Annotated in this window: 26 protein-coding genes and 2 tRNA genes; 26 read left to right on the top strand and 2 right to left on the bottom strand. The window is 26.3% G+C overall.

The window, feature by feature from the left end; translation table 11 throughout:
- Nucleotides 1-23: 23 nt before the first annotated feature.
- From AWT65_RS03855 to AWT65_RS03800, 12 genes are all read left to right on the top strand, one after another.
- The gene (locus AWT65_RS03855) at nucleotides 24-1346 is read left to right on the top strand and encodes a ClC family H(+)/Cl(-) exchange transporter (protein ID WP_198142947.1); all 1323 of its coding nucleotides are present in this window, start codon (nucleotides 24-26) and stop codon (nucleotides 1344-1346) included.
- A gap of 99 nt (nucleotides 1347-1445) precedes the next feature.
- Nucleotides 1446-1522, top strand: a tRNA-Met gene (locus AWT65_RS03850).
- A 30-nt stretch (nucleotides 1523-1552) separates the two neighbouring features.
- Nucleotides 1553-2446: a LysR family transcriptional regulator gene (locus AWT65_RS03845; protein ID WP_066729545.1), complete on the top strand. Its 894-nt coding sequence runs from the start codon at nucleotides 1553-1555 to the stop codon at nucleotides 2444-2446.
- 4 nt (nucleotides 2447-2450) lie between these two features.
- Entirely contained in the window at nucleotides 2451-3608 is a 1158-nt protein-coding gene (locus AWT65_RS03840; RefSeq protein WP_066729543.1) for a MalY/PatB family protein, read from the top strand.
- A gap of 133 nt (nucleotides 3609-3741) precedes the next feature.
- On the top strand, nucleotides 3742-5934 hold the full coding sequence (locus tag AWT65_RS03835; protein WP_066729541.1) for a hypothetical protein: 2193 nt from the start codon (nucleotides 3742-3744) through the stop codon (nucleotides 5932-5934).
- Between the two features lie 98 nt (nucleotides 5935-6032).
- Entirely contained in the window at nucleotides 6033-6182 is a 150-nt protein-coding gene (rpmG, locus tag AWT65_RS03830; RefSeq protein WP_046328610.1) for a 50S ribosomal protein L33, read from the top strand.
- 9 nt (nucleotides 6183-6191) lie between these two features.
- Nucleotides 6192-6267 (top strand) — tRNA-Trp (locus tag AWT65_RS03825).
- 23 nt (nucleotides 6268-6290) lie between these two features.
- Complete coding sequence (gene secE, locus AWT65_RS03820) at nucleotides 6291-6500, top strand: preprotein translocase subunit SecE (protein ID WP_066729539.1); 210 nt, start codon at nucleotides 6291-6293, stop codon at nucleotides 6498-6500.
- An 11-nt stretch (nucleotides 6501-6511) separates the two neighbouring features.
- Nucleotides 6512-7081: a transcription termination/antitermination protein NusG gene (nusG, locus tag AWT65_RS03815; protein WP_066729535.1), complete on the top strand. Its 570-nt coding sequence runs from the start codon at nucleotides 6512-6514 to the stop codon at nucleotides 7079-7081.
- Between the two features lie 48 nt (nucleotides 7082-7129).
- Nucleotides 7130-7558, top strand: coding sequence for a 50S ribosomal protein L11 (gene rplK, locus AWT65_RS03810; RefSeq protein WP_066729533.1), 429 nt, complete (start codon nucleotides 7130-7132; stop codon nucleotides 7556-7558).
- A 49-nt stretch (nucleotides 7559-7607) separates the two neighbouring features.
- Nucleotides 7608-8315: a 50S ribosomal protein L1 gene (rplA, locus tag AWT65_RS03805; protein WP_066729531.1), complete on the top strand. Its 708-nt coding sequence runs from the start codon at nucleotides 7608-7610 to the stop codon at nucleotides 8313-8315.
- A gap of 60 nt (nucleotides 8316-8375) precedes the next feature.
- Nucleotides 8376-9650, top strand: coding sequence for a hemolysin family protein (locus tag AWT65_RS03800; protein ID WP_066729529.1), 1275 nt, complete (start codon nucleotides 8376-8378; stop codon nucleotides 9648-9650).
- 23 nt (nucleotides 9651-9673) lie between these two features.
- Here the strand turns inward: AWT65_RS03800 and typA are convergent, their stop codons facing one another.
- A complete protein-coding gene (gene typA / locus AWT65_RS03795) occupies nucleotides 9674-11497 on the bottom strand; it encodes a translational GTPase TypA (RefSeq protein WP_066729527.1) in 1824 nt (607 codons plus the stop codon).
- Nucleotides 11485-11898: a thioesterase family protein gene (locus tag AWT65_RS03790; protein ID WP_066729526.1), complete on the bottom strand. Its 414-nt coding sequence runs from the start codon at nucleotides 11896-11898 to the stop codon at nucleotides 11485-11487. The genes typA and AWT65_RS03790 overlap by 13 nt, the downstream gene beginning before the upstream one ends.
- A gap of 211 nt (nucleotides 11899-12109) precedes the next feature.
- Here AWT65_RS03790 and AWT65_RS03785 point away from each other — a divergent pair, with 211 nt between their 5' ends.
- From AWT65_RS03785 to AWT65_RS03720, 14 genes are all read left to right on the top strand, one after another.
- Nucleotides 12110-12979, top strand: coding sequence for a metal ABC transporter solute-binding protein, Zn/Mn family (locus AWT65_RS03785; protein WP_066729525.1), 870 nt, complete (start codon nucleotides 12110-12112; stop codon nucleotides 12977-12979).
- Nucleotides 12980-13111: 132 nt separating this feature from the next.
- Nucleotides 13112-13696 carry a glycerol-3-phosphate 1-O-acyltransferase PlsY gene (gene plsY / locus AWT65_RS03780; RefSeq protein ID WP_066729523.1) on the top strand — a complete coding sequence of 195 codons (585 nt, stop codon included), beginning with the start codon at nucleotides 13112-13114 and terminating at the stop codon, nucleotides 13694-13696.
- Nucleotides 13697-13704: 8 nt separating this feature from the next.
- Entirely contained in the window at nucleotides 13705-14697 is a 993-nt protein-coding gene (locus AWT65_RS03775; RefSeq protein ID WP_066729521.1) for an NAD(P)H-dependent glycerol-3-phosphate dehydrogenase, read from the top strand.
- Nucleotides 14698-14705: 8 nt separating this feature from the next.
- On the top strand, nucleotides 14706-15533 hold the full coding sequence (locus AWT65_RS03770; protein WP_066729520.1) for a sigma-70 family RNA polymerase sigma factor: 828 nt from the start codon (nucleotides 14706-14708) through the stop codon (nucleotides 15531-15533).
- 2 nt (nucleotides 15534-15535) lie between these two features.
- On the top strand, nucleotides 15536-16654 hold the full coding sequence (dnaN, locus tag AWT65_RS03765; protein WP_066729519.1) for a DNA polymerase III subunit beta: 1119 nt from the start codon (nucleotides 15536-15538) through the stop codon (nucleotides 16652-16654).
- A gap of 28 nt (nucleotides 16655-16682) precedes the next feature.
- On the top strand, nucleotides 16683-17165 hold the full coding sequence (locus tag AWT65_RS03760) for a PTS transporter subunit EIIB (RefSeq protein ID WP_066729518.1): 483 nt from the start codon (nucleotides 16683-16685) through the stop codon (nucleotides 17163-17165).
- Nucleotides 17166-17254: 89 nt separating this feature from the next.
- Nucleotides 17255-17761 carry an AmiS/UreI family transporter gene (locus AWT65_RS03755; protein ID WP_066729509.1) on the top strand — a complete coding sequence of 169 codons (507 nt, stop codon included), beginning with the start codon at nucleotides 17255-17257 and terminating at the stop codon, nucleotides 17759-17761.
- Nucleotides 17762-17843: 82 nt separating this feature from the next.
- Complete coding sequence (locus AWT65_RS03750) at nucleotides 17844-18203, top strand: hypothetical protein (protein ID WP_066729507.1); 360 nt, start codon at nucleotides 17844-17846, stop codon at nucleotides 18201-18203.
- The gene (thiI, locus tag AWT65_RS03745; protein WP_066729505.1) at nucleotides 18178-19371 is read left to right on the top strand and encodes a tRNA uracil 4-sulfurtransferase ThiI; all 1194 of its coding nucleotides are present in this window, start codon (nucleotides 18178-18180) and stop codon (nucleotides 19369-19371) included. The genes AWT65_RS03750 and thiI overlap by 26 nt, the downstream gene beginning before the upstream one ends.
- Entirely contained in the window at nucleotides 19364-20536 is a 1173-nt protein-coding gene (locus tag AWT65_RS03740; protein ID WP_066729503.1) for a YihY/virulence factor BrkB family protein, read from the top strand. Before thiI ends, AWT65_RS03740 begins: the two co-directional genes overlap by 8 nt.
- Nucleotides 20523-21851 carry a DNA recombination protein RmuC gene (locus AWT65_RS03735; RefSeq protein ID WP_066729501.1) on the top strand — a complete coding sequence of 443 codons (1329 nt, stop codon included), beginning with the start codon at nucleotides 20523-20525 and terminating at the stop codon, nucleotides 21849-21851. Before AWT65_RS03740 ends, AWT65_RS03735 begins: the two co-directional genes overlap by 14 nt.
- A complete protein-coding gene (locus AWT65_RS03730; RefSeq protein WP_066729499.1) occupies nucleotides 21826-22377 on the top strand; it encodes a chromate transporter in 552 nt (183 codons plus the stop codon). Before AWT65_RS03735 ends, AWT65_RS03730 begins: the two co-directional genes overlap by 26 nt.
- Nucleotides 22371-22904, top strand: a complete 534-nt coding sequence (locus AWT65_RS03725; protein ID WP_066729497.1) for a chromate transporter — start codon at nucleotides 22371-22373, stop codon at nucleotides 22902-22904. Before AWT65_RS03730 ends, AWT65_RS03725 begins: the two co-directional genes overlap by 7 nt.
- Nucleotides 22897-23349, top strand: a complete 453-nt coding sequence (locus AWT65_RS03720) for a dihydrofolate reductase (protein ID WP_066729492.1) — start codon at nucleotides 22897-22899, stop codon at nucleotides 23347-23349. Before AWT65_RS03725 ends, AWT65_RS03720 begins: the two co-directional genes overlap by 8 nt.
- The last annotated feature ends 1 nt before the right edge of the window (nucleotide 23350 follow it).

Here is a 23350-nt window from a genome sequence, read left to right as displayed (position 1 = left end):
AAATACAAAAGGAGATGGAAATATTGAGGAAACATAGTACATGGATACAAATAAAAATACAAAAATTATTTATCTATTTTGTTACAGGAATAATTTGTGGTTTTGTGATATCGATGTATAAATTAGGCATACATAAAATGTCTGATATTATGACAAAAATTTTAAAATATTGTAGCAAATCTTACTTAGGATATTTAATTTTTTTAATTTTATTTGTACTTATAGCAACTTTAATATATTTTATGAACAATTTTGATTCTATGATTAAAGGTTCAGGAATACCAAGTATTTATGGGCTTATAGATGAAAAAATAAAGTTCAATTGGAAAAAAACTTTACCATGTAAATTTATTGCCAGTGTTATAACTGTAGGTTCAGGTTTAACTTTGGGTAGAGAAGGACCTTCAGTGCAAATAGGTGGTTTGGTTGGACAGGCAGTACATTCTCTTACTAAGGGTCAAAAAGAAGATAAAAAGTATTTTATAGGTTCATCAGCTGGAGCAGGTTTGGCTGTAGCCTTTAATGCACCTATTACAGGTATGCTATTTGCTATAGAAGAAATTTATAAGAAAACAAATAGAAAAGTATTTTTGAGTTCAGCTATAACTGTGTTCTCAGCAATTTTATGCTCAGATTTGATATTAGGAAATAAGCCAACCTTACATAATATTCCTAAAATAGCACCTTTAGGACTTAATATATACATTTATTTAATAATATTAGGTTTACTCTCAGGTTTATCAGGGGCCTTATTTAATACATTGATAATTTCAAGTAAGACCTTGTATAAAAAGATAAAAGTTCATTCATATATTAAATTTTTATTACCCTTTGTAATATCAGCAGTCATATTACTTATTGATTCAAGATTATTTGGTGCAGGAGAACACTTCTTTTATCTAGCTTTGAATGAAAATGCTAGTATAGCAACATTAGCATTTTTCTATATTTCAAAATTCTTTTTGCTATTTATAGTATTTGGTGCTGATGTTCCAGGTGGAAGTTTGGTTCCTTTATTAGTATTAGGATCTTTACTTGGTAATCTTTATGCAAGTATTCTATATCATTTTGGGTTTATAGATGCAAATTTAATTTTTGTTTTCTCAATGATGGGAATGTGTGGGCATTTTTCTGCAATAGTTAGATCTCCAATAACAGCAATTATTCTTGTATTAGAAATGACAGGGGGGTCTTTCGATTACTTATTAGCTATAGCTATAGTAAGTTTAATAGCCTATGTACTAGCAGAAGGTTTAGGAATAAAATCTTTCTATGAAGATTTATACGATAGAATGTTAGAAGGATTAAACAAAGGAAAGCAAGAGGTTGATATTAAGAATAATTAGCCTTAATCAAAGAATATTGCAAAAGAATAAATTGTAATATTCTTTGATGAAAAAATAATGCTTGACAATAAAAAAATTTTTTGATAGAATGAATATGTTGCCTAGGTAGCTCAATTGGTTAGAGCATACGGTTCATACCCGTAAGGTTATCAGTTCGATTCTGATCTTAGGCACCATTTTTTTTTATAAAGAAAGTGAAAGTGAAAATGGATTTAAATAGTTTAAAATTATTTTATGAAGCTTGTAAAGTAAAAAGTTTTACAAAAGCTAGTCAAAATTTGTATATAAGCCAATCGGCAGTGTCTATACAAATAAAAAAATTGGAGCAAAATTTAGATGTGCAATTAATAGAAAGAAATTCAAAATCTTTTAAATTGACAAGAGAGGGTCAAAGTTTATTTAAAATGGCAAAAGATTTATTTGAAAAAGTAGATAGAATGGAAATTGCCATGAAAAGATTAATTGATAAGCAAAATAAAAAAATTGCAATTGGAGCAACACATAATGTTGGTGAGCCTATATTACCTAATATTGTTCGTGAATATTTAAAAGAAAGACCAGACATTGAACTAGATATTTTTGTTAAAAATTCTGCAACTTTGTATAAATATTTAAAAGAAGGAACTTTGGATGTAATATTAACAGAAGATTTTTTTATAAAAGATGATGAACTTAAAATTATAAATACAGAAGATTATCCTTTTGTTGTGATAGCACCTAATAATATTGAAGATTATATGGAATTAAAAAATATTTTTTATTTAAAAAGAAATAATGAACAAAATGTTCTATATATGAATAAATTTGAAGAGAAGGTAGGGTTCACAATAGATAAGCAAATGAATGTTAATGGTAGTATCGAAACAACGAAACATTTGGTAAAAATGGGAGTGGGTTATGCTGTATTACCCTATTATTGTGTTTATGAAAATTTAAAAAATAAAGAATTTAAAGTTATTTATAGATTTATAAAAACATATAATAAATTTCAAATTATGTGTATGAAAGAAAATATGACTAATAAAATAATTACCGATTTTGTTTCATTTGTTAGAAATATAGATATTAAAGAATCATTGAAAGATATTAAGAAAGTGTAAGAAAATGAAAAATAATTTTGATGAGCTTATTGATAGACATAATATGAATTCTTCAAAATATGATGAACTTTTTCAAATTTATAAAGAAAAAGATATAAGACCATTTACTGTTGCAGATATGGATTTTAAGACTGATGAAAATATATTAAAAGCAATAATTGCCAAGGTAAATAAGGGTATTTTAGCCTATACTTCTACACCAATAGAATATTTTTTAGCCTATAAAAATTGGTATAAAAAACAACATAATTATGACTTTGATGAAAAATGTATGCTACATTGCCCTGGTGTAATTTCAGGATTAAGAGTATATATTAATTACAAGTATAAAAAAAATACGAAATTTTTAATTTTAGAGCCAATGTATGCTTCATTTAAAAGAATAGTTGAAAATTCTTCAATGAAAATGCTTACAAGTAATTTGATAAAGGATGAACAAGGAAAATGGCAAATAGATTACTCAGATTTTGAAGAAAAGATAAAACAAGTAAAAGTTTTGATTTTTTGTAATCCACAAAATCCCATTGGAAAATGTTGGACGGAGCCTGAAATAAAATATATAGCAAAAATGTGTGAAAAATATAAGGTGGATGTTATTTCAGATGAAATACACGCAGATTTAGTTTTGTTTTCAAATAAACATATACCCTTTAGAAAATACTATAATAATACAGTAACTTTTTATTCTATAACTAAAACTTTTAATTTATCAGGACTACAATCAGCGATTTGTATTCTAAATAGCGTGGATGAAAAAAATAAAGTATTCAATGAGTGGAAAAAAATGGATATATATAGACCTAATGCAATAGCAGTTGAGGCTGTTATAGAGGCGTGTAAAAATTCAGAGCCATGGCTTTTACAATTAAAAAAATATATAGAAGCTAATTTTCTTTTTTTAGATAAATATTTAAAAGAAAATTTGGTTGATTTTGAATTTACTATACCTGATGCAAGTTATCTTGCCTTTATTTCATTGCAAAAATTAGGTATTTCTGAGGAAGAAATTAAAGATTTTTTTGTGAAAAAAGTTAAAATGGCAGTGGTGCCGGGGAGTGTTTTTGGAGATATAGCAAAGGGCTATATTAGATTAAATGTTGCCTGTCCTAGAAGTATTCTTGAAAAATATTTGAAAAGAATAAAAGAACTGAAAAATAACTAAAAAAAATTTTGGAAGATACAAAAATATTTATAGTATCTTCTTTTTATTTAACTAAAAAAGAACTGAAAAAGGCTATTAAAATATAGATTTTTTTCTGATATACTCTAGACTAAGTTAAATAAAAGGAGGAAAAATGAAAAAAATATTTTTAATATCAATCTTATTTTCATTAATTTTAGAAGCAAGCAATAAAAAGATGGTTAGGGTAGATTTAAAGGCAAATACAGAAATTGGAAATGAAAAAAAAGGTAAAATTTGGTTTGAACCATACCTTAAATTTACAGCTTTTGATTTAAAATTAACCTCAATAGATTCAAAATGGGAGTTTAAAACAGTTTTAAAGGGAAATAGAGCACTTATTAGTAGACCAGATAAGGCGTTTATTTATAAAAATGAAAATATTATAAATGGAAAATATGAACCTAAGATTGTTGAAGGAGAAGAAAATTTCTTTGGTGAAAAATCTATAACTGAAACTTATTATGGAACTGATTATAAATATACTAAAAATTTGGAAAAACAAATTGCAAATAGAGGTTCTATAGAACAGTTCATATTCAAAAATCCTTCACAAGTTCATGAACATGATCACCACGATCACGAACATACTCATGAACATACTCATGAACATACACATGAACATGAACATAAACATGAAGAAAATGAAGAAGAAGAGAATAGAAATAAAATTGATATAATAAGACCTAGAATATTAGAACAATTAAGTGAAACAAATGACGGACAATTCAAAGCTAGTATTAGATATTTTGATGGTAAAAATGGTTTTAAATATACGCAATATATTTCGAGTTTTAATGAGAATGATGAAAATAGAAAGTTTGCAGGAGATGCAATATTTGAAGGAATAAATACGAATGTGTTCAATAATAAATATTCACTATCATTTAGACCAAGGTTCTATACGAGAAAAATAATAAATCCTTTGGCACTTGAAATGGATACAGATGTGAGATATAAGCATAATGAAGATATGACAATGGGAGCATATATTTATAATGGAATACAGTTAGAAAGCATTAAAGAAAGACTACACTTTAAAAATCATTTTGAGTTATTTTTTGACAAAAATAAAGAATTGAAAAGAATGCACAAATTCTATGAGATTGTAAATCATGAACATGAAAAATTAGAACAAATTAGATTATCTGCTTCATTAACACATGAAGGTAACTATTTATACAATCAATTTTATGTAGAAAATACTCCAAAATTTGATGAAATGAAGGATAAGTATAAATTTTCTGCACAACTTAAACTTAAAAAAAGTGATCTTTTTATAAAAGGACTTAGTGTAGAAAATGATCTTAATATTATTAGAAATTATGCAACACATAAAAATTCTACAAAGGTATATAAGGTTGAAAATGCCTCTTTAAAATTTATAGATTCAGAAGATGAACACTATATTTATAAGGGAAAATATAAAGGAAAAGATGTTTTCAATCCTGCAGCAGCTAATGAAGAAGTCCTTAGAAAAATATATAAGACAGACAAGGGTTATGAATTACATAAGGTTTATGAAACTACTAAAGAATTAAGAGATGATTTTAGTGGAGAGATAAAAAAGAAAAAAATAAAATATTTAGAAAAATCTGAGTATATACCTGATTATATTTCTGGAAAAGAAATGATTACAGATGATACAAAGACAAAAAATAATATGGAGTTAAAAAATAAGACAAAAATAGTGTATAATAAATTCAGTATTGAGAATAAATTGAAATTTAATAAATTATTAGACAAGACACAATATTTGATAAAAAATGAAAGTAAATTAGCCTATGAACAAGATATTATGAAATTTAAATTAAAACCATATATAGAAAATGAATATAATATATTTAAAAATACAGATAAAGATTATTATGAAACTAACAAATTTAGCCCAGCAATAGATGTAGCATATAATTTTGTGTATGATATAACAGATATGATAGATATAGCATTTAAGCTTGGACTAGATTCAAAATTTAGCTTGCAATCAAGAAAAGCTAGTTCAAATAGACTACAAACTAATGTCTTAGATGAAAAAATAAAGAATAAAGTTAATAAATTAGACTTTGAAAGACAAAAAATTGAAGAAGAAAATAAATGGGTACAGGGTTCTGAAATAAATATAAGACCATATGCAGAATTTATTACAAATATAGGAAATGATCTTAGTCTAAAATTGAGTGGAGAAATGAATTTGAAATATGAAAAAGGAGTATTTACAAATTATTTAGGAGGTTATTCACCAAAATCTAAAATATGGAATTCAAATTATAAGACAAAATTAAAATTAGCCCTAGAGTATCATAAATAAACTGCTTGACAATATTGGTTATATATGTTACTATTACTTGTTGTTTAGGCAACATCTGTATTACCAATACAAATAATTTGATTGGGAGGAATAAAAAAATGAGAGTACAAGTAATTTTGGAATGCACAGAAACAAAGTTAAGACATTATGTTACAACTAAAAACAAAAAAACACATCCAGAAAGATTGGAATTAAGAAAGTATAATCCAGTTTTAAAGAAATACACTCTATATAGAGAAGTTAAGTAGTAGTTAATTAGGTCAGTAGTTCAATTGGTAGAGCATCGGTCTCCAAAACCGAGTGTTGTAGGTTCGAGTCCTATCTGACCTGCCATTTTTATTATATGGAGACAATTTATGAAAGATGAGAAGAAAAAAAATCTTTTTTTAAGAATAGTAAGTGAATATAAAAAGGTAACATGGGCAAGTGTGCCTGAAGTTATACAAGTTACCATAATAGTTTTATTAATTACTGCTTTTATTGCAATAATGATAATCTTATTTGATTTTGCATTTAACATTATCATGACAAGAATCACAAGTATATTATCAAGTGTTTTAAAATAGAGGTGGAATAAATGGAATTTGTAAATAAATGGTATTTGATTCATACATATTCTGGTTATGAAAAAAAGGTTAGAGATGATTTGAAAAATAGAGTAAAATCTTTGGATATGTTAGATAGGGTATTTAGAATTTTTGTTCCCGAAGAAGAAGTAGAAGAAGAAAAAAGAGGAAAAAAAGTTATTACTTATAGAAAATTATTTCCAAGTTATGTAATGGTAGAAATGAGAACAAACATAGAAGAAACAGGAACAGCTCTTAATTATCATGTAGATAGTGAAGCTTGGTATGCTGTCCGTAATACAAATGGTGTTACAGGTTTTGTTGGTGTAGGTTCTGATCCCATACCAATGTCTGACGAAGAAGTAGAAAGAATAATGCAAAGGGTAAAAACCACTGTTGTTATGCCATCAGAAAAAATTAGTAAATTAAAAATTGGTGATATAGTGGATATAATAGATGGTGATTATCTAGGAAATGTAGGAACTATTCTTGAAATATATAAGGATAAAGAAGAAGTAATGCTTTCAACTCTTAACGGGAAAGCTAAACCTATTTTGAAAGTTGAACAAATTAAAAAGTAAAATTGAGTGGGAGAATATTTCAATTACCACAAAGGAGGAAATTTTAAAATGGCTAAAAAAGAAGTTATAGGTACAGTTAAATTACAAATAAGTGCAGGAAAGGCTAATCCAGCTCCACCAGTAGGATCTGCATTAGGACCTAAGGGGATAAATATACCAGAATTTTGTAAAGCATTTAATGCACAAACACAAGATAAAATGGGATATATAATTCCAGTAGAAATAACAATTTATTCAGATAGAAGTTTTACATTTGTTTTAAAAACTCCACCAGCATCAGATTTATTAAAGAAAGCTGCTAAGGTAGAAAAAGGAGCTCATAATTCTAAAAAAGAAGTTGCTGGAACAGTTACTAAAGCACAATTAAAAGAAATAGCTGAATTAAAGATGCCTGATTTGAATGCAAGTAATGTAGAAAAAGCAATGAATATTATAGCAGGTTCAGCAAGAAGTATGGGAATTAAAGTACAAGATTAATAAATTAGTGGAAGGTGTTTACCAATGACCACAGAGGAGGATTAATTAAATGGCAAAAAGAGGAAAAAGATATAATGAAATTTCTCAAAAAGTAGATAAATTAAAGATATATACACCAGAAGAAGCATTAGACTTATTATTTGAAACAAAGAGTGCTAAATTTGTTGAAACAGTTGAATTAGCAGTTAAATTAGGAGTAGATCCAAGACATGCTGATCAACAAGTAAGAGGTACAGTAGTATTACCTAATGGAACAGGTAAAAAGATTAAGATACTTGCTATTACAAGTGGAGAAAATATTGAAAAAGCTCTTCAAGCTGGTGCAACATATGCTGGTGATGATGAATATATTGCGAAAATTCAACAAGGATGGTTTGATTTTGACTTAGTTATAGCTACACCAGACATGATGCCTAAATTAGGAAGATTAGGAAAAATTTTAGGAACAAAAGGTTTAATGCCTAATCCAAAATCTGGAACAGTTACAACTGATATAACTAAAACTGTTGAAGAATTTAAAAAAGGAAAAGTTGCATTTAAAGTAGATAAATTAGGATCAATACATTTACCATTAGGAAAAGTTGATTTTGAAAAAGAAAAGGTTGTTGAAAATTTCAAAGTTGCTTTAGGTCAAATTATTAAATTAAAACCAGCAACTTCAAAAGGACAATATTTAAGAACAGTTGCTATTTCATTAACAATGGGACCTGGAATAAAGATAGATCCATTATTAGTAAGTTCATATGTAACTAAATAGTATATAAAGTTGAAGAGTGTTTGTTTAAAACACTCTTTATTATAACATGGAGGTATTGAATTGGACATATTGCCCAAATTGTTATTAATATTTATTTTAATATTAATTAATGCTTTTTTTTCTTGTGCAGAAATTGCAATATTTTCTGTTAATAAGAATAAAATTCTAGCTTTAGTTGAAAAAAAAGATAAAAGGGCTAAATTACTTTTAAATATGATAGAAGCACCTAGTAAATTATTGTCTACTATTCAAGTAGCAATAACTTTGTCTAATTTTTTCGCTTCAGCATCAGCGGCACTGAGTTTGTCTAATAAACTTGAAAGTTTATTGATTAATATACCCTATGCTAGTCAAATTTCAGTTATAATTGTAACCTTAGTTTTATCATATGTTTCCCTAGTATTAGGAGAATTAGTTCCAAAAAGAATAGGTTTACAAAAATCAGTTGAAATTTCTCTGGTATTGGTGAAAATTTTAAATATTTTTTCAATTATTTTTACACCAATTATATTTATATTAACAATATCAACAAATGCTGTTGTATTTATATTAGGCTTTAGAAATAATAAAGAAAATGATAATTTAAGTAAGGATGAAATGATAGCTGTAATTAATTCTGGTACTAATCTTGAAAAGCCAGAAAAAGAAATAATAGAAAATGTTATTGATTTTGATGAGCTACTAGCAAGAGAGGTTATGATACCAAGACCTAATATATTTGCTATACAAAAAAATGAAATAGTTTCAAATTTATTGAAATATGATAATATAACAACTTATTCAAGAGTACCAATATATGATGAAGACTTGGATAATGTTATAGGTATTTTACATATAAAAGACTTATTGCTTTTAGAAGATAAAAATATTACTGTAGACAAGGTAATGAAAAAGGCATATTTTGTTCCAGATACAAAAAAAATTAGTGAACTATTTTTAGAAATGAAAAATAATCATAACCATATGGCTATTTTAATAGATGAATATGGTGGAGTATCTGGTATTGTTACTCTTGAAGACTTACTTGAAGAACTTGTTGGGGATATTACAGATGAATATGACAAAAATTTATACAATATAGTTGAAATAGGTAAAAATAAGTATATAGTTAATGGAGATTTATCAATAAATGATTTAAATGATTTTCTTAAAACAAATTTCAGTTCAGAATATTATGATTCGGTTGGGGGCTTAATAATAGAAAAGATTGCATACATACCGAAAGATAATGCTAAAATTGATGATATTTATATTGATGATACTTGTTTTAGAGTATTAAAAGTTAAGAATAAGAAAATTCAAAAAATATTAGTTATTTGTAAAGAAAAAAAATAGAACTAAAAGTTCTATTTTTTTATTTATTTTTCTTCTCTACTTAATTGATTTCTTTGTTTTCTTCTTTCCAATTCAGATAGAACTAATTTTCTAAGTCTTAATGAATTAGGAGTTATTTCTACCAATTCATCATCTGAAATATATTCAAGTGCAAGTTCTAAGGTGAATTTTTTAGCTGGTGCTAAATTAACATTGTCATCTGAACCAGCAGCACGCATATTTGTTAATTTTTTACTCTTACAAGTATTTACAACTAAATCATTATCCTTAGTATGTTCACCAACTATCATACCTTCGTAAACTTCATCACCGGGTTCAACAAATAGAATACCACGAGGTTGTAAATTATTAAGTGCATAAGCATAACAAGTACCAGCTTCAATTGCTATTAAAGCACCTTTTTTACCTGTTACAATATCACCTTTGTACTTTTCATATTCTAAGAAAGTATGATTAAGTATACCAGTTCCCTTTGTTTCAGTTAAAAATTCATTTGTGAAACCTAATAAACCACGAGAAGGAACTTTAAATTCAAGTCTAGTATAACCATCATTACCAGGTGTCATACTTAGTAATTCACCTTTTCTAAGACCTAATTTTTCAATTACAACACCTGAAAAATCATTTGCAACATCAACAGTTACAAGTTCTATAGGTTCTAATTTTACACCATCTTTTTGCTTGAAAATAACTTTTGGTCTTGAAACAGCTACTTCATAACCCTCTCTTCTCATATTTTCAAGTAATATAGATAATTGTAATTCACCACGACCCTTTACAATAAAGGCATCAGGACTATTTGTAGTTTCAAGACGCATACTTACATTATGACTAACTTCTTTTTCAAGTCTTTCTAATATATTTCTTGAAGTAATATATTTACCATCACGACCAGCAAATGGTGATGAGTTAACCATAAAAGTCATAGATAAAGTTGGTTCATCAATTTCAATTAGAGGTAAGGCTTTAATATTATCCTTATCACAGATAGTTTCTCCTATATCAATATGATCTATACCTGCAATTGTTATTATATCTCCAGAATAAGCAATTTCAGTTTCAACTTTTTTAAGCCCCTCATAAGTATAAATTCTACCAATTTTTGCTTTTACATTTGATCCATCTCTTTTTATTACAACAACTTCTTGATTACGAGAAATGCTACCATTATACACTCTACCTGTACCTAATTTTCCAACATAGTCATCATATTCGGTATTCATTATTTGCATTTGAAGTGGTTCATTAGGGTCACCTTGAGGATCTGGTGCATATTTAAGTATAGTTTCAAATAAGTCTTTCATATCGCTTGTATCGCTTTTTAAGTCTAATTTTGCTATTCCATTTTTTGCACTTGTGTATACAATAGGGAAGTCTAATTGTTTTTCATTTGCACCTAATTCGACAAATAAGTCAAAGACATTATTTACAATTTCTTCTGGTGTACAATGAGGTCTATCAATTTTATTAATAACAACTATAGGGCATAAACCATGATCTAAAGCTTGTTTTAATACATATTTTGTTTGTGGCATAACACCTTCAAAAGCATCAACTAAAAGTAAAACAGAATCAACCATTTTTAATATTCTTTGTACTTCACCACCAAAATCAGCATGTCCTGGTGTATCAACTATATTTATTTTATAATCCTTATAATGTATAGAAGCATTTTTAGAAAATATTGTGATACCTCTTTCCTTTTCAAGGTCATTACTATCCATAATTCTTTCTTCAACTTTTTGATGAGCTGAAAAAGTACCAGATTGTTTAAGTAAGGCATCTACTAAAGTAGTTTTTCCATGATCAACATGGGCAATTATAGCTATGTTCTTTATTTTTTGCATAAGTCTCCTTTATTTATTTCATAACATTTTTTTTCAAATTTTTCTTTTTCAACGACATATCTTCCATGAGTTCCAACACCAATTAAAATGTCATCATTCATATAGCATTTAACTTCTAAAGTTATAGCCTTTGAATTAACTTCAATTATTTTTGAAACACAGGTAATTTTAGAGCCTAGGGGACTAGCCTTTAAATGTTTAATATTAACCATAGTTCCAACAGTAATTTCATCATTTTCAAGAAATTGATCTATTAATTCAGTGGAAGTTAGTTCCATGAAAGCTATCATACAAGGTGTTGCATAGACTCTAGCTTTCCCAGAACCCCAAATAGAAGCTAAATCTTTTTCTTTTACTATCATTTCTTTTTTTAAGCTCGAATTAACTAATATTTTTTTCATATTTATCACCTTTCATTCAAATAAAATTGTAACACTAAATAATATATCTTGTCAAATTTAAGAATTTTTTAAAAAAAATAACTGAAAAAAATGAATATATTAAAAATATAGTAAAAAAGGTTGGTTGTAGTATCAATTTATTTGTTGAACTGAATACATAGTGTTGAAAAAAATATATTATGGTGTTAGTATAAAAAAAGAGGTGTTTAGAATGAAGAAAATTTTAGTTTATTTATTTATGTTAATAAGTTTTACTAGCTTTTCAAAATTAAGGGTTGGTATAACTATGTTACCATATTATTGTTTTGTATCAAATATAGTTGGAGATAAAATGGATGTAGTACCTTTGGTACCTGCAAATGTTAATGCACATACTTATGATGCAACTGCACAAGATGTAAAAAAACTTACAAGTGTTAATGTAGTTGTTGCAAATGGTGTAGGGCATGATATGTTCTTGAAAAGTATGTTGAAAGCAGCTCATAAAAATATTCCAGTTATAAATGCAAATAGTAGAACTACACTTATGCGTGTAGCAGGACAAAGAAATGGTAATGTTGTAAATCCACATACATTTATTTCAGTAACTCAAAGTATACAACAAGTTAATTATATAGCTCAAGAATTAGGAAAAATAGATAGAAAAAATGCTGGATATTACAGACAAAATGCACTTAGATATAGTGCAAAATTAAGAGCTATAAAGGCAGAAGCATTAAGAAAGGTTAGAGGAAAATCTAGAAATATTAAAATTGCAACTACACATGGAGGTTATGACTATTTATTAAATGAATTTGGTTTGAGTGTATCAGCAGTTGTTGAACCTTCATATGTACAAAGCCCAAGTTTAGCTGATGCAAAATTAGCAATAAAGAAGATGAAACAAAGAGGAGTTAGACTATTATTTGATGAAAAAGTATCAAATCATAAATTAGCTAATGTAATTTATAGAGAAACTGGAGTATATGTTGCTAATTTAAATCATATGACTAATGGTTCTTATAGAAAAGAAGCATTTGAAAAAGCTTTACTTGAAAATATGAATACTGTAGCAAATGCAATTTTGAAAGTTAGTAAATAAGCAAGAATATAATAAAACTTCTAATAAAAAGAAATTATTAGAAGTTTTTTTTATTTTTTGCAAGTTGAATTTTTAAATGAAATCATATATAATAAAAACAAATGAGATATTTTCAAACAGAAAGAGGAAAAGATGATAAAAGTAATATGCTTATTAATATTTTCTTATTTAATAGGAAGTATACCAAATGCTTTTTGGATAGGTAAGGTGTTTAAAAATATTGATATAAGACAACAAGGAAGTGGTAATGTAGGTGCAACTAATGCAGCAAGGGTTTTGGGATATAAATATGGATTTATGACACTTGTGTTAGATGTACTAAAAGGAGCAATACCAACTTATATAGGATATAAGATGGGAGCCAATTTAGGAATCTATGCTGCTATTTGTGCTATTATAGGGCATTCATATTCAATATTTTTAAAATTTAAAGGTGGAAAGGCTGTAGCAACGACAGTCGGAATTTTTTTAATTATTTCACCTTATTCTATATTAGCATTATTGGTTGTGTTTTTTGCTATAGTATTTTTAACTGGATATGTATCAATAGCATCTATGGTTAGTGCTTTATGCTTGTCAGTTGCAGTATATCTATTTAAAGGAACAACACCTGAAATTATTTTTTCAATAATAATAGGGCTTTTTGTGATATATAAGCATAAATCAAATATTAAAAATTTAATAAATAAAAAAGAAGCAAAATTTTTTGATAAATAAGGAGTTATATGAATATTTTAACATTAGGTGGAGGAAGTTGGGGTACAGCTTTAACCATTCTATTAGCAAAAAAAGGATACACTTGTTATCTTTATGAACATAATGAAGAATATAGAAAAATATTAAAGGAAAAAAGGGAAAATACAACCTTTTTAAAGGGACATATTTTACCAACTAATATTAAAATAGTTGAAGAATTTAATGAAGTTATAGAAAAAGTGGATATTATTTTACTTGCAACACCGACACAATATCTTAGAAATATGCTAAAGAAATTTAAAAAATTTTCAAATAAAAAGATTATTGTAAATGTTGCAAAAGGACTTGAAATTGGGACTTTGAAAAGAATTTCAGAAATTGTAGCAGAAGAATTAAAAGATTTTGAATATGAGTATGTGCATTTAGCAGGTCCTACTCATGCTGAAGAAGTTGCAAAACAAATACCATCAGCTATACTTTCAGTATCTGAAAATGAGGAAGTTGCCAAAAAAGTTCAAGAAGTTTTTAATACTACTTATTTAAGAGTATATACAGGTACAGATGTTATAGGAGCAGAATTAGCAGGAGCACTTAAGAATTGTATAGCAATAGCAGCAGGTATTTCAGATGGTTTAGGCTATGGTGATAATACAAAGGCAGCTCTTATGACAAGAGGTCTAGGTGAAATGATAATAATAGGTAAGTTTTATAAAGCAGATTTTAAAACTTTTATGGGCTTAACAGGTTTTGGAGACTTGGTAGTTACTTGTACAAGTCAACATAGTAGAAATAGATATCTTGGTGAGCAAATAGGTCGTGGTAGAACAGTAGAAGAGGTAGTTCATGAAATGAAAATGGTATCTGAAGGAGCAACTACAATAAAGGCTTTAAAAGAAATAATAGAAAAAAATAATTTAAGAACACCTATTTTTACTGAGTTATATAATATATTGTATAACAAACAATCAACAAAAACTATTACTGAATTATTTATGAATAGAAATCTAAGATCTGAATTTTAGGGGGATGTATGGAAGAGCAAAATGAAATGAATCTAATTTCATTATATTTATCAGATTTAAGAGAATATCAACTATTGAATAAGGAAGAGGAATTTGAACTTTTAAGAAAAATTAAGGAAGAAAATGATGAAGAAGCAAAGAACAAATTAGTTTTAGCTAATTTAAGATTAGTTATTTCAGTAGCGAAAAAATCATTAGGTAATGGACTTCCTTTAATTGATTTAATAAGTGAAGGAAATATAGGTTTATTAAAGGCAATAGAAAAGTTCGATAGTACAAAAGGTCATAGATTTAGTACATATGCAGTTTGGTGGATAAGACAAGCAATAAAAAAATCTATTATTAACATAGGTAGAGATATTAGAATACCATCATATAAGCATGAACAATTATCAAAGGTTAATAAATTAATTAATGAATATGTCTATGAACATGGCGAAAATCCACCTATAGATTATATTGCAGAAAAAATGAATATTAAACCGGGTAAGGTAGTATTACTTATTAATGAGTTTCAAGATATAGTTTCTTTTAGTGAAACTATTGGAGATAATATTTATTTGGAAGATGTAATAGGTGAAGAAGCTAATGTGGAAGAGGATATAATTAAAGAAGAACAATTAAATGAAATGAAAGAATTACTTGATAGTTCTTTAACTGATAGAGAAAAAGAAATACTTAAATTAAGATATGGTTTATATAATACTAAAATTCACACATTGAAAGAAATTGGTGAATTGTTGAATATAACTAGAGAACGTGTTAGACAAATTGAAAAAAAAGCAATAGCAAAGTTAAAAAATCATTTTGATGAAAAAAATAAAATGAAGGGGTAAATATGTTTGATATTAAAGTTAAAACAAAAGACTTTTTAAGAGCAATTAGAATAGTAGAAAATGCTATTTTAGATGAAAGAATAGATAACTCAAGGGTAGGTATTTATATAGAAACAAAGGAAGATAAACTTGAGTTCAGAGCTATGGGTTATCATTTATTTATAAAATGTTATTGTGATGCAGAAATAATAAATGAAGGTAAAATAGTAATAAAACATAGACTAGTTGAAGAATATCTTCGTAAAGTAATAGATGAAAAAGTCGAAATAAAAGAAGAAAATAATCAAATAAAAATTGTTACTCCAGATAGTATTTCAAATTATAGTTTAATTGAAATTGATGAGATACCTGAATTAGATGTAATAAATGGTGTTGAATATATTGTAGATAAGAAACTTTTATTAGAAAATATTGAAAAAACACAATTTGCAGCTACAACAGATCAAGAAAAAGCAAAAATCAATTGTTTGAAATTTGAAGTAGAAGATAAGACTTTAAAATTAGTTGCAACTGATTCGTATAGATTGATGTATAGGGAAATTGAAATTGAAGAAAATAATACAAATGAAAATGTAAGTGTTAGTGTACCTTTAAAATTAACACAAGCCTTACTTAAAATATTTAGAGAAAGTGAATTAAATGAAGTAATTTTTAGATCAGAAGGTACTAAGGTATTATTCAAATTAGATGATATAGAAGTTATTTCTAAGGTTGTAGAATTGCAATTTCCTGATTATATTGCTATACTAGATAATGTAAGGGTTGAAAAGAAAATAAAGGTTAATAAAACAGATTTATACACAGCCTTATCAAAAGTTTTAATTTTTGTAAGAGATAAGAAAGAAAGAAAAGATGTCGCAGAATTTCTATTTACTGAAAATAAGTTAAAAATATCTGGTTATGGAGAATTTGGAAATGGGAGCTCAGAATTAAATATAATTAAGGATTGCCCAGATATAAAAATATATTTAAATGTTAAATTTATACTTGAATATCTTGCTACTGTAAAAAATTCTGAAATATTAGAAATAGATATGTCAGATGAAATATCAGCAGTTTTATTCAAGGAAGATGACAATAAGAATAATAATGTTTATTTAACAATGCCATTGAAAATTTAATGGTATTATTAGGTGAAAGGAGTATATAATGAATAAGTGTCCTATGAAAAAATGTGGATTTTCAAATATTTTAAGTGTATTATTAATTAATACTATAGTATTAATGGCAATAGGGTACCTTATAGGTACAAAAATAGAAAATACAACTTATAGAGTTGTAGTTTTCATAGTTGTATTAGTAATTTATTTCATTCTTGAGTATTTCTTTGTAAATAGATTAGTAAGTAGTTCACCAGAAGAAGAAAAAGAAAATGAAGAAGTAATGAAAAATTATGCAGAAGTAGCAAAACAAGTTATAGAAGGTTTAGGTGGAAAAGAAAATATAGTTACAATTGATAATTGTATAACTAGACTTAGAATGGAATTACAAGATTCATCAAAAGTAAATAAAATAATATTAAAACAAGCAGGAGCAATAGATACTATAGTAGTGGATAAAAGTTCTGTTCAAGTTATAATGGGACCTGAAGTTCAATTTATAGCAGAAGAAATGAAAAAATTAAAAAAATAAATGAGCAGAAATGCTCATTTTTAATTTATAATTCTACATATTTATGATATAATACCAAATGAAATAATATTCACAATAAAGGAGGCACAATGTTTGGATTGATTTTAATTTATGTAGGATTAGTTTTAATCAATAATGGTTTGGCAGGAATAATAGGCTTTGATAAAAAAGCAACAGCTGTTTTGAATTTAATTTGTGGTTGTATAATATTTTTCTTTAATGTAGTATCTGCGGTATTATTAATCACAAAAGGAGCAGAAAGTACATCATTCTTTGGACCAGCAATAGGTTTTCTATTCGCAATAACATATTTCTTTTTATTTGCAAATACAATATTTTCATTGGAATTAAGACCTTTTGGATACTTTTGTTTATTTGTATGTATAAATGCTTTAATAGCTTCATATTTAGACAGAGCTAATTTATATGCATTTTTAATATGGATAGCATGGGCATTTTTCTGGTTCTTAGGCTTTGTAGAATGTAGTTTAAAAAAGAATTTAGGAAAATTTTCTTCATATGTAGCTTTAATTGAAGGAATATTAACAGGTTGGTTGCCAGGTTTATTAATTTTATTAGGTTTATGGCAATGGTAAAAATAATTTGATAAATAGCTAGATTTATACTCTAGCTATTTATTTTTTATTTGTGCTATAATCTAATAGAAGGAGTGGTATTATGAATGAGTATGAATTAGAATACTATGTTTCAATAGAAGAATTAAAACATAGATATATTGATGAAGATACTTTAAAAAAAGTAAGGAAAGTCAGAAGTAAAATCTTAAGATTAGCTCTTGTGATATATACGATATTTTTAGTTTTTGTTATATATCTTATGTATCATTTTTTAATTAGATTACCTTATGAAACAGTTAGCTTGGGGTTAGGTATAGCTATAATTATAGCTATAATAGCTATGCAAAAGCCTTGTGTAGACTATATATATATCAAATTAATGAAAAGAAAGTATAAAAAACATTTAACAAAAGAATTTATAGAAAGGTTAAAAGATGAACATAGATATTACGAAGATTGATAGCTTAGGTTTAGGCTATGGAGAATTGGTATTAAAAGGTAAAAATAGAGGAACATTTGAAAGAAATATAAAGAAAAGATTGAAAAATAAGCTAGCTACTTTAAATTTTAAAACAGAATTACTTAACGATATGTCAAAGGTTTTTATAAAATTTGAAGAAAATCATGCAGAAGAAGTATTAAAGGCTATAAAAAATATTTTTGGAATAAATAGTATATTTCTTTGTAAAAAAGTTGAAACAGATGCTGAAGAAATAATGAAGCAAGTTTTAATTTTTGCTAATGAACTTTATGAAAAAGGTGCAAGAAATTTCAAAATAGAGGTTAATAGGGCAAATAAGCAATTTGAAATTAATTCTTTAGACTTTGCAAAAGAAGTTGGAGCCTATGTTTTGATTAATTCAAAATTTACAGATGTCAAAATGAAGGAACCAGATGCACTTATTTATATAGATATTAGAAAAAATACATATATTTATACTGAAAAAAGAAAATCTTATGGAGGTATGCCACTAGCAAGTGCTGGAAAAGGCTTAAGTTTAATATCAGGAGGAATAGATAGTCCAGTTGCATCATTTTTAATGGAAAAAAGAGGACTTAAATTAGCCTATGTTACTTTTCATAGTTTTCCCTTTACTTCACAAAAAGCTTTAGATAAAATTGAAGAATTAGTTAAAATATTGACTGCATATAATGGAGCTAGTGCTCTTTTTAAAATTAATATATTGAAAATGCAAGAAGCAATAAAAAAATATACTAATGTTGATTATACGACTATACTAACAAGAAGATGTATGATGAAATTAGCTGAACGTCTAGCAAAAGATGAAGAATATTTAGCTCTTGTTACAGGAGAAAGTTTGGGTCAAGTCGCTTCACAAACAGTTCAAGGTTTAACTTGTACAAATAGTAGTGTAAATTTACCAGTATTTAGACCTCTAATAGGAAAAGATAAAATTGAAATTATGGATATGGCTAGGGAAATAGGTACCTATGAAAAATCAATAGAACCTTATGAAGATTCATGCAGTATGTTTGCACCAAAGCATCCAGTAACTAAGCCTAAATTAGAAGATGTAATAAAAGAAGAAGAAAAGATACCGAACTATTCTGAAATAATGGAAGAAATTTATAACGAAAAGGAAATGGTTATAATAAAAAATGAATAAATTAAAAAAGATTTTAAAAAGTTTGGCTAGGAATTTTATAAGTACTAGAATAGGTGATTTAGCTACTAATCTGACCTATGTCTCTTTTTTATCAATTTTCCCCTTGATGGCTATTATATTAGGTTTATCAAAGGGTTTTGGTCTTGATGTAATATTAATAGGAAAAATTAGAGAATATATACCGAGTTCAGAAGTTCAATTGAATTATATTTTTCTAGTTGCTCAGAGGTTGATAAAATCTCTTAATTCTAATATTTTGTCTGTAGTTGGATTGGTTGTTATAATTTGGTCTGTTATAAATCTTCTTATGATACTAGAACAATCAATAAATATGATTTGGCAAGTAAAGACAAATAGAAATTTATCAAGAAGGATTATAAATTATATAGCAATAATTTTTGTTATTCCAATATTTCTATTACTAATCATAGGAACAAATGATAAAATATTAGAATTATTATCGTCTATTAGTTATGTTGGAAGATTAACTATAGTTATAATGAACATATTAAAAATTTTATTTATGGTTCTTATCCTTACCTTTATTTATTATGCAGTACCAAATACCTATGTTAGCATAAAAAATGCCTTTATTTCTGCAGCTATTGTGATACTTACTTTATTATTCATAAATAATTTCTATAGTTTTATACAAAAAAGTATATCAAAGTATAATGCAATATATGGAAGTTTAGCTTTTGTTCCCTTATTTCTAGTTTGGGTTAGATATTTGTGGATAATAATTTTAACAGGTGTACAGTTGACATATATTTTAGATAGTGATTCTTTCAGTTTTGAAAATAAGATAAATATATTAAGCAAAAAAAGTCTTTGTATCCAAGTATATGCTTTGATAGTTAATAGATTTTTTGAAAATAAGAATCCTTATTCTGTTAAAGAAATAAGTAAAAAGTTAGATATAAATATGCAATTAATTTTACAAACACTTAATTGCTTAGAAAGTATGGGCTATTTAGTAAAATTAGAAAAAAGAACAATATATTATCAGGTAAATATTAATCCTGAAAATATATGTATAAAAGATGTGTTAGAAAAATTTGAAAAAAAAGATTCTAAAACTCTTACAAATATCCAACTTTATCATAAATATCCAATTGATACCTTAATAAAAGATATATGGAAGGAGAAAGATGTTAATAATTAGTCTTATGCTTGGAATAATAATTATTCTTTTAGCATATTTAATATATCTTAGTAGAAATAAAAACTTAAAATATGAAATAACTGAAAAAATAGTAGATAAAAATAATGAAATGAAGGAAGGTCTAATTAAAAATCTTTTTGATAATAAAAAAGAGATTATGGAAGAGCTTAATATATTCAAGGACAATGCGAGAGAAACTATAGATAATAATATGGATAATTTAACAAAAAAATTAGAAGAAAAATTAAAAGATTCAAATACTATAGGGCTTGATATAGTGAAGAATATGTCTAATTTTAAAGAAGCTATGCATAAAAATATTGATGAATTAATAAGTAAAAATATAGAAAAAATGGATATTAATTCAAAAAATATAGTAACTTTTAAGGAAGAAATAAAAAATGAAATTTATAAAAATATTGATTTGCTTCTAAAAAAAGTTGAAGATAAATTAGAACAAAGCAACAAATTAGATAAAAATACTAAGGATAGTATAAATAATTTTAAAGAAATAGTTAGTTTAAAATTAGAAGAAAGTTTGAAAGAAGGCTTTAAAAAATCAAATGAAACCTTTGCTTCAGTTTTGGAACGTTTATCTAAAATTGATGAAGCACAAAAAAATATAGATAAGTTATCACAAAATATACTAGACTTACAAAGAGTCTTAACAGATAAAAAATTAAGAGGTAATTTTGGAGAAGTACAGCTTTCACAAATTTTATTTAATATCTTTGGTGAAAAAGGAAAATTGTATGATTTGCAATATGAAATGAAAGAAAAAAAGATAGTAGATGCAATTATCTTTTCTAAAGAACCCTTAGGTTTACTACCTATAGATTCAAAATTTCCATTAGAAAATTTTAATCGTATACAAGAAGGTCAAGATGCAAAAAAAGATTTTATAGATGATGTGAAAAAACATATAAAAGATATATCTATAAAATATGTTGTTACTCAAGGTTTGAAACAAGCAATTATGTTTATACCTTCAGAGGCAGTATATATATACATTTTGTCAAGTTGTCCAGAAATAATAAATTTATCATATGATAATAAGGTATGGATAGCAGGACCAACAACACTTATGGCTATAGCAACAACTATACAATTGTCGGTGATACATATAGAAAAAAGTGAAAATGCAGAAAATTTATACCAAGATTTAAAAAAATTAGCACCAGATTTTGAAAGATATAAGAAGCGTTGGGATGAATTATTAAAAGATTTTTCAAAAATTGAAAAAGATATAAAGGAAATAAGTATAACAAGTAAAAAAATAGGAGATAAATTTGAAAAAATTAACACAGGTCAATAAGATTTCATTAGGGAAGATATTTATAAGCCTACTTAAGATAAATACCTTTACCTTTGGTGGAGGTTACACCATAGTTCCAATTATAAAACAAGAATTTGTAGAAAATTTAAAAGTAATGAGTGAAGAAGATATGATGAGTTGTGTATCTTTATCAGCTAGTGTTCCAGGAGCCTTAGCCATATCTACTTCATATTTAGTAGGATATAAATTAAGAGGCATATTAGGAGGTATTATAGCAGTATTAGCTTCTGTTTTACCTTGCCTTGTAATTATTTCTGTGATTTCTATAGCCTATCATAGCTTCATAACTAACATATATATTAAAGCTATACTTCAGGCAGTAGGTGCTATGGTTAGTGCTATACTTGTAATTACAGTAATAAAAATGATAAAAAAAATAGAATATAAATTTATACCACTTTTGATAATAATGTTTATAGCAAGCTATTTTTTTAAGATTAAATTAGCAATACTTCTGATAATATCAGCAGTAATTGGTTTAATAGAAGGGATTAGAAGATGTTAATATATCTACAACTATATTTTGTTTTTTTTGAAATAGGCTTATTTGCTTTCGGAGGTGGTTATGCAGCTCTTCCATTAATACAAGAATTTATAGTAGATAAATATGCATGGATAAATGCAAAAACAATGCTAGATATAGTATCAATTTCACAAATGACACCAGGACCTATAGCTATTAATTCAGCAACCTTTGTAGGTATTACCATAGCAAAATTACCAGGAGCTATCATAGCAACTTTAGGTGTTGTAACACCACAAATAATAATATTAACTATATTTTTAAAATTGATAGGTACAGATAATAAATATATAAAATATATGCTAAATGGTATATCTATAACAATAGTTGCTTTGATTGCAGTAACAAGTATAGATCTTGTAAAATCAGTTGTTATGGCTAATGTGAATTATATTAGTATAGGAGTATTTACACTAGGGTTGATTTTGTATTATAAGGGTGTAGATTTAATAAAATTAATAATAGTTTCAGGAATTATAGGATTTTTAGGAGTGTTGATACATGCTTAAAATAATAGTGGCAATAGGTAAAAATAGAGAAATAGGAAAAGATAATAAACTACTATGGCATTTGCCGGAAGATTTAAAACATTTTAAAAATTTAACAAAAAATTCAACGGTTATTATGGGATATAATACCTATTTAAGTATAGGAAGACCTTTACCAAATAGAAAAAATATTGTACTTTGTGATAAGGTTTTAAATATTGATGGTGTAGAAGTATATAATAATTTAGAAAAATGCTTGAAGGAAAATAATGATGCATATATTATTGGAGGTCAAAGTATTTATGAACAAACTCTTAAATATGTAACTGAGTTACATATAAGTTATATTGATAAAGAATTTAAAGATGCAGATACTTTTTTTCCAGCTTTTGAAAAAAGTTTTAAATTAAAGTATAGTGAAGCTAAAGAAGGCTTTGAATATAGAGTATATGAAAAAATGGAGTAAT

Origin of the sequence: Sneathia sanguinegens, from assembly GCF_001517935.1 — a bacterium.
Classification (GTDB): Bacteria; Fusobacteriota; Fusobacteriia; order Fusobacteriales; family Leptotrichiaceae; genus Sneathia; species Sneathia sanguinegens.
This window is presented reverse-complemented; position numbering and strand designations above follow the sequence as displayed.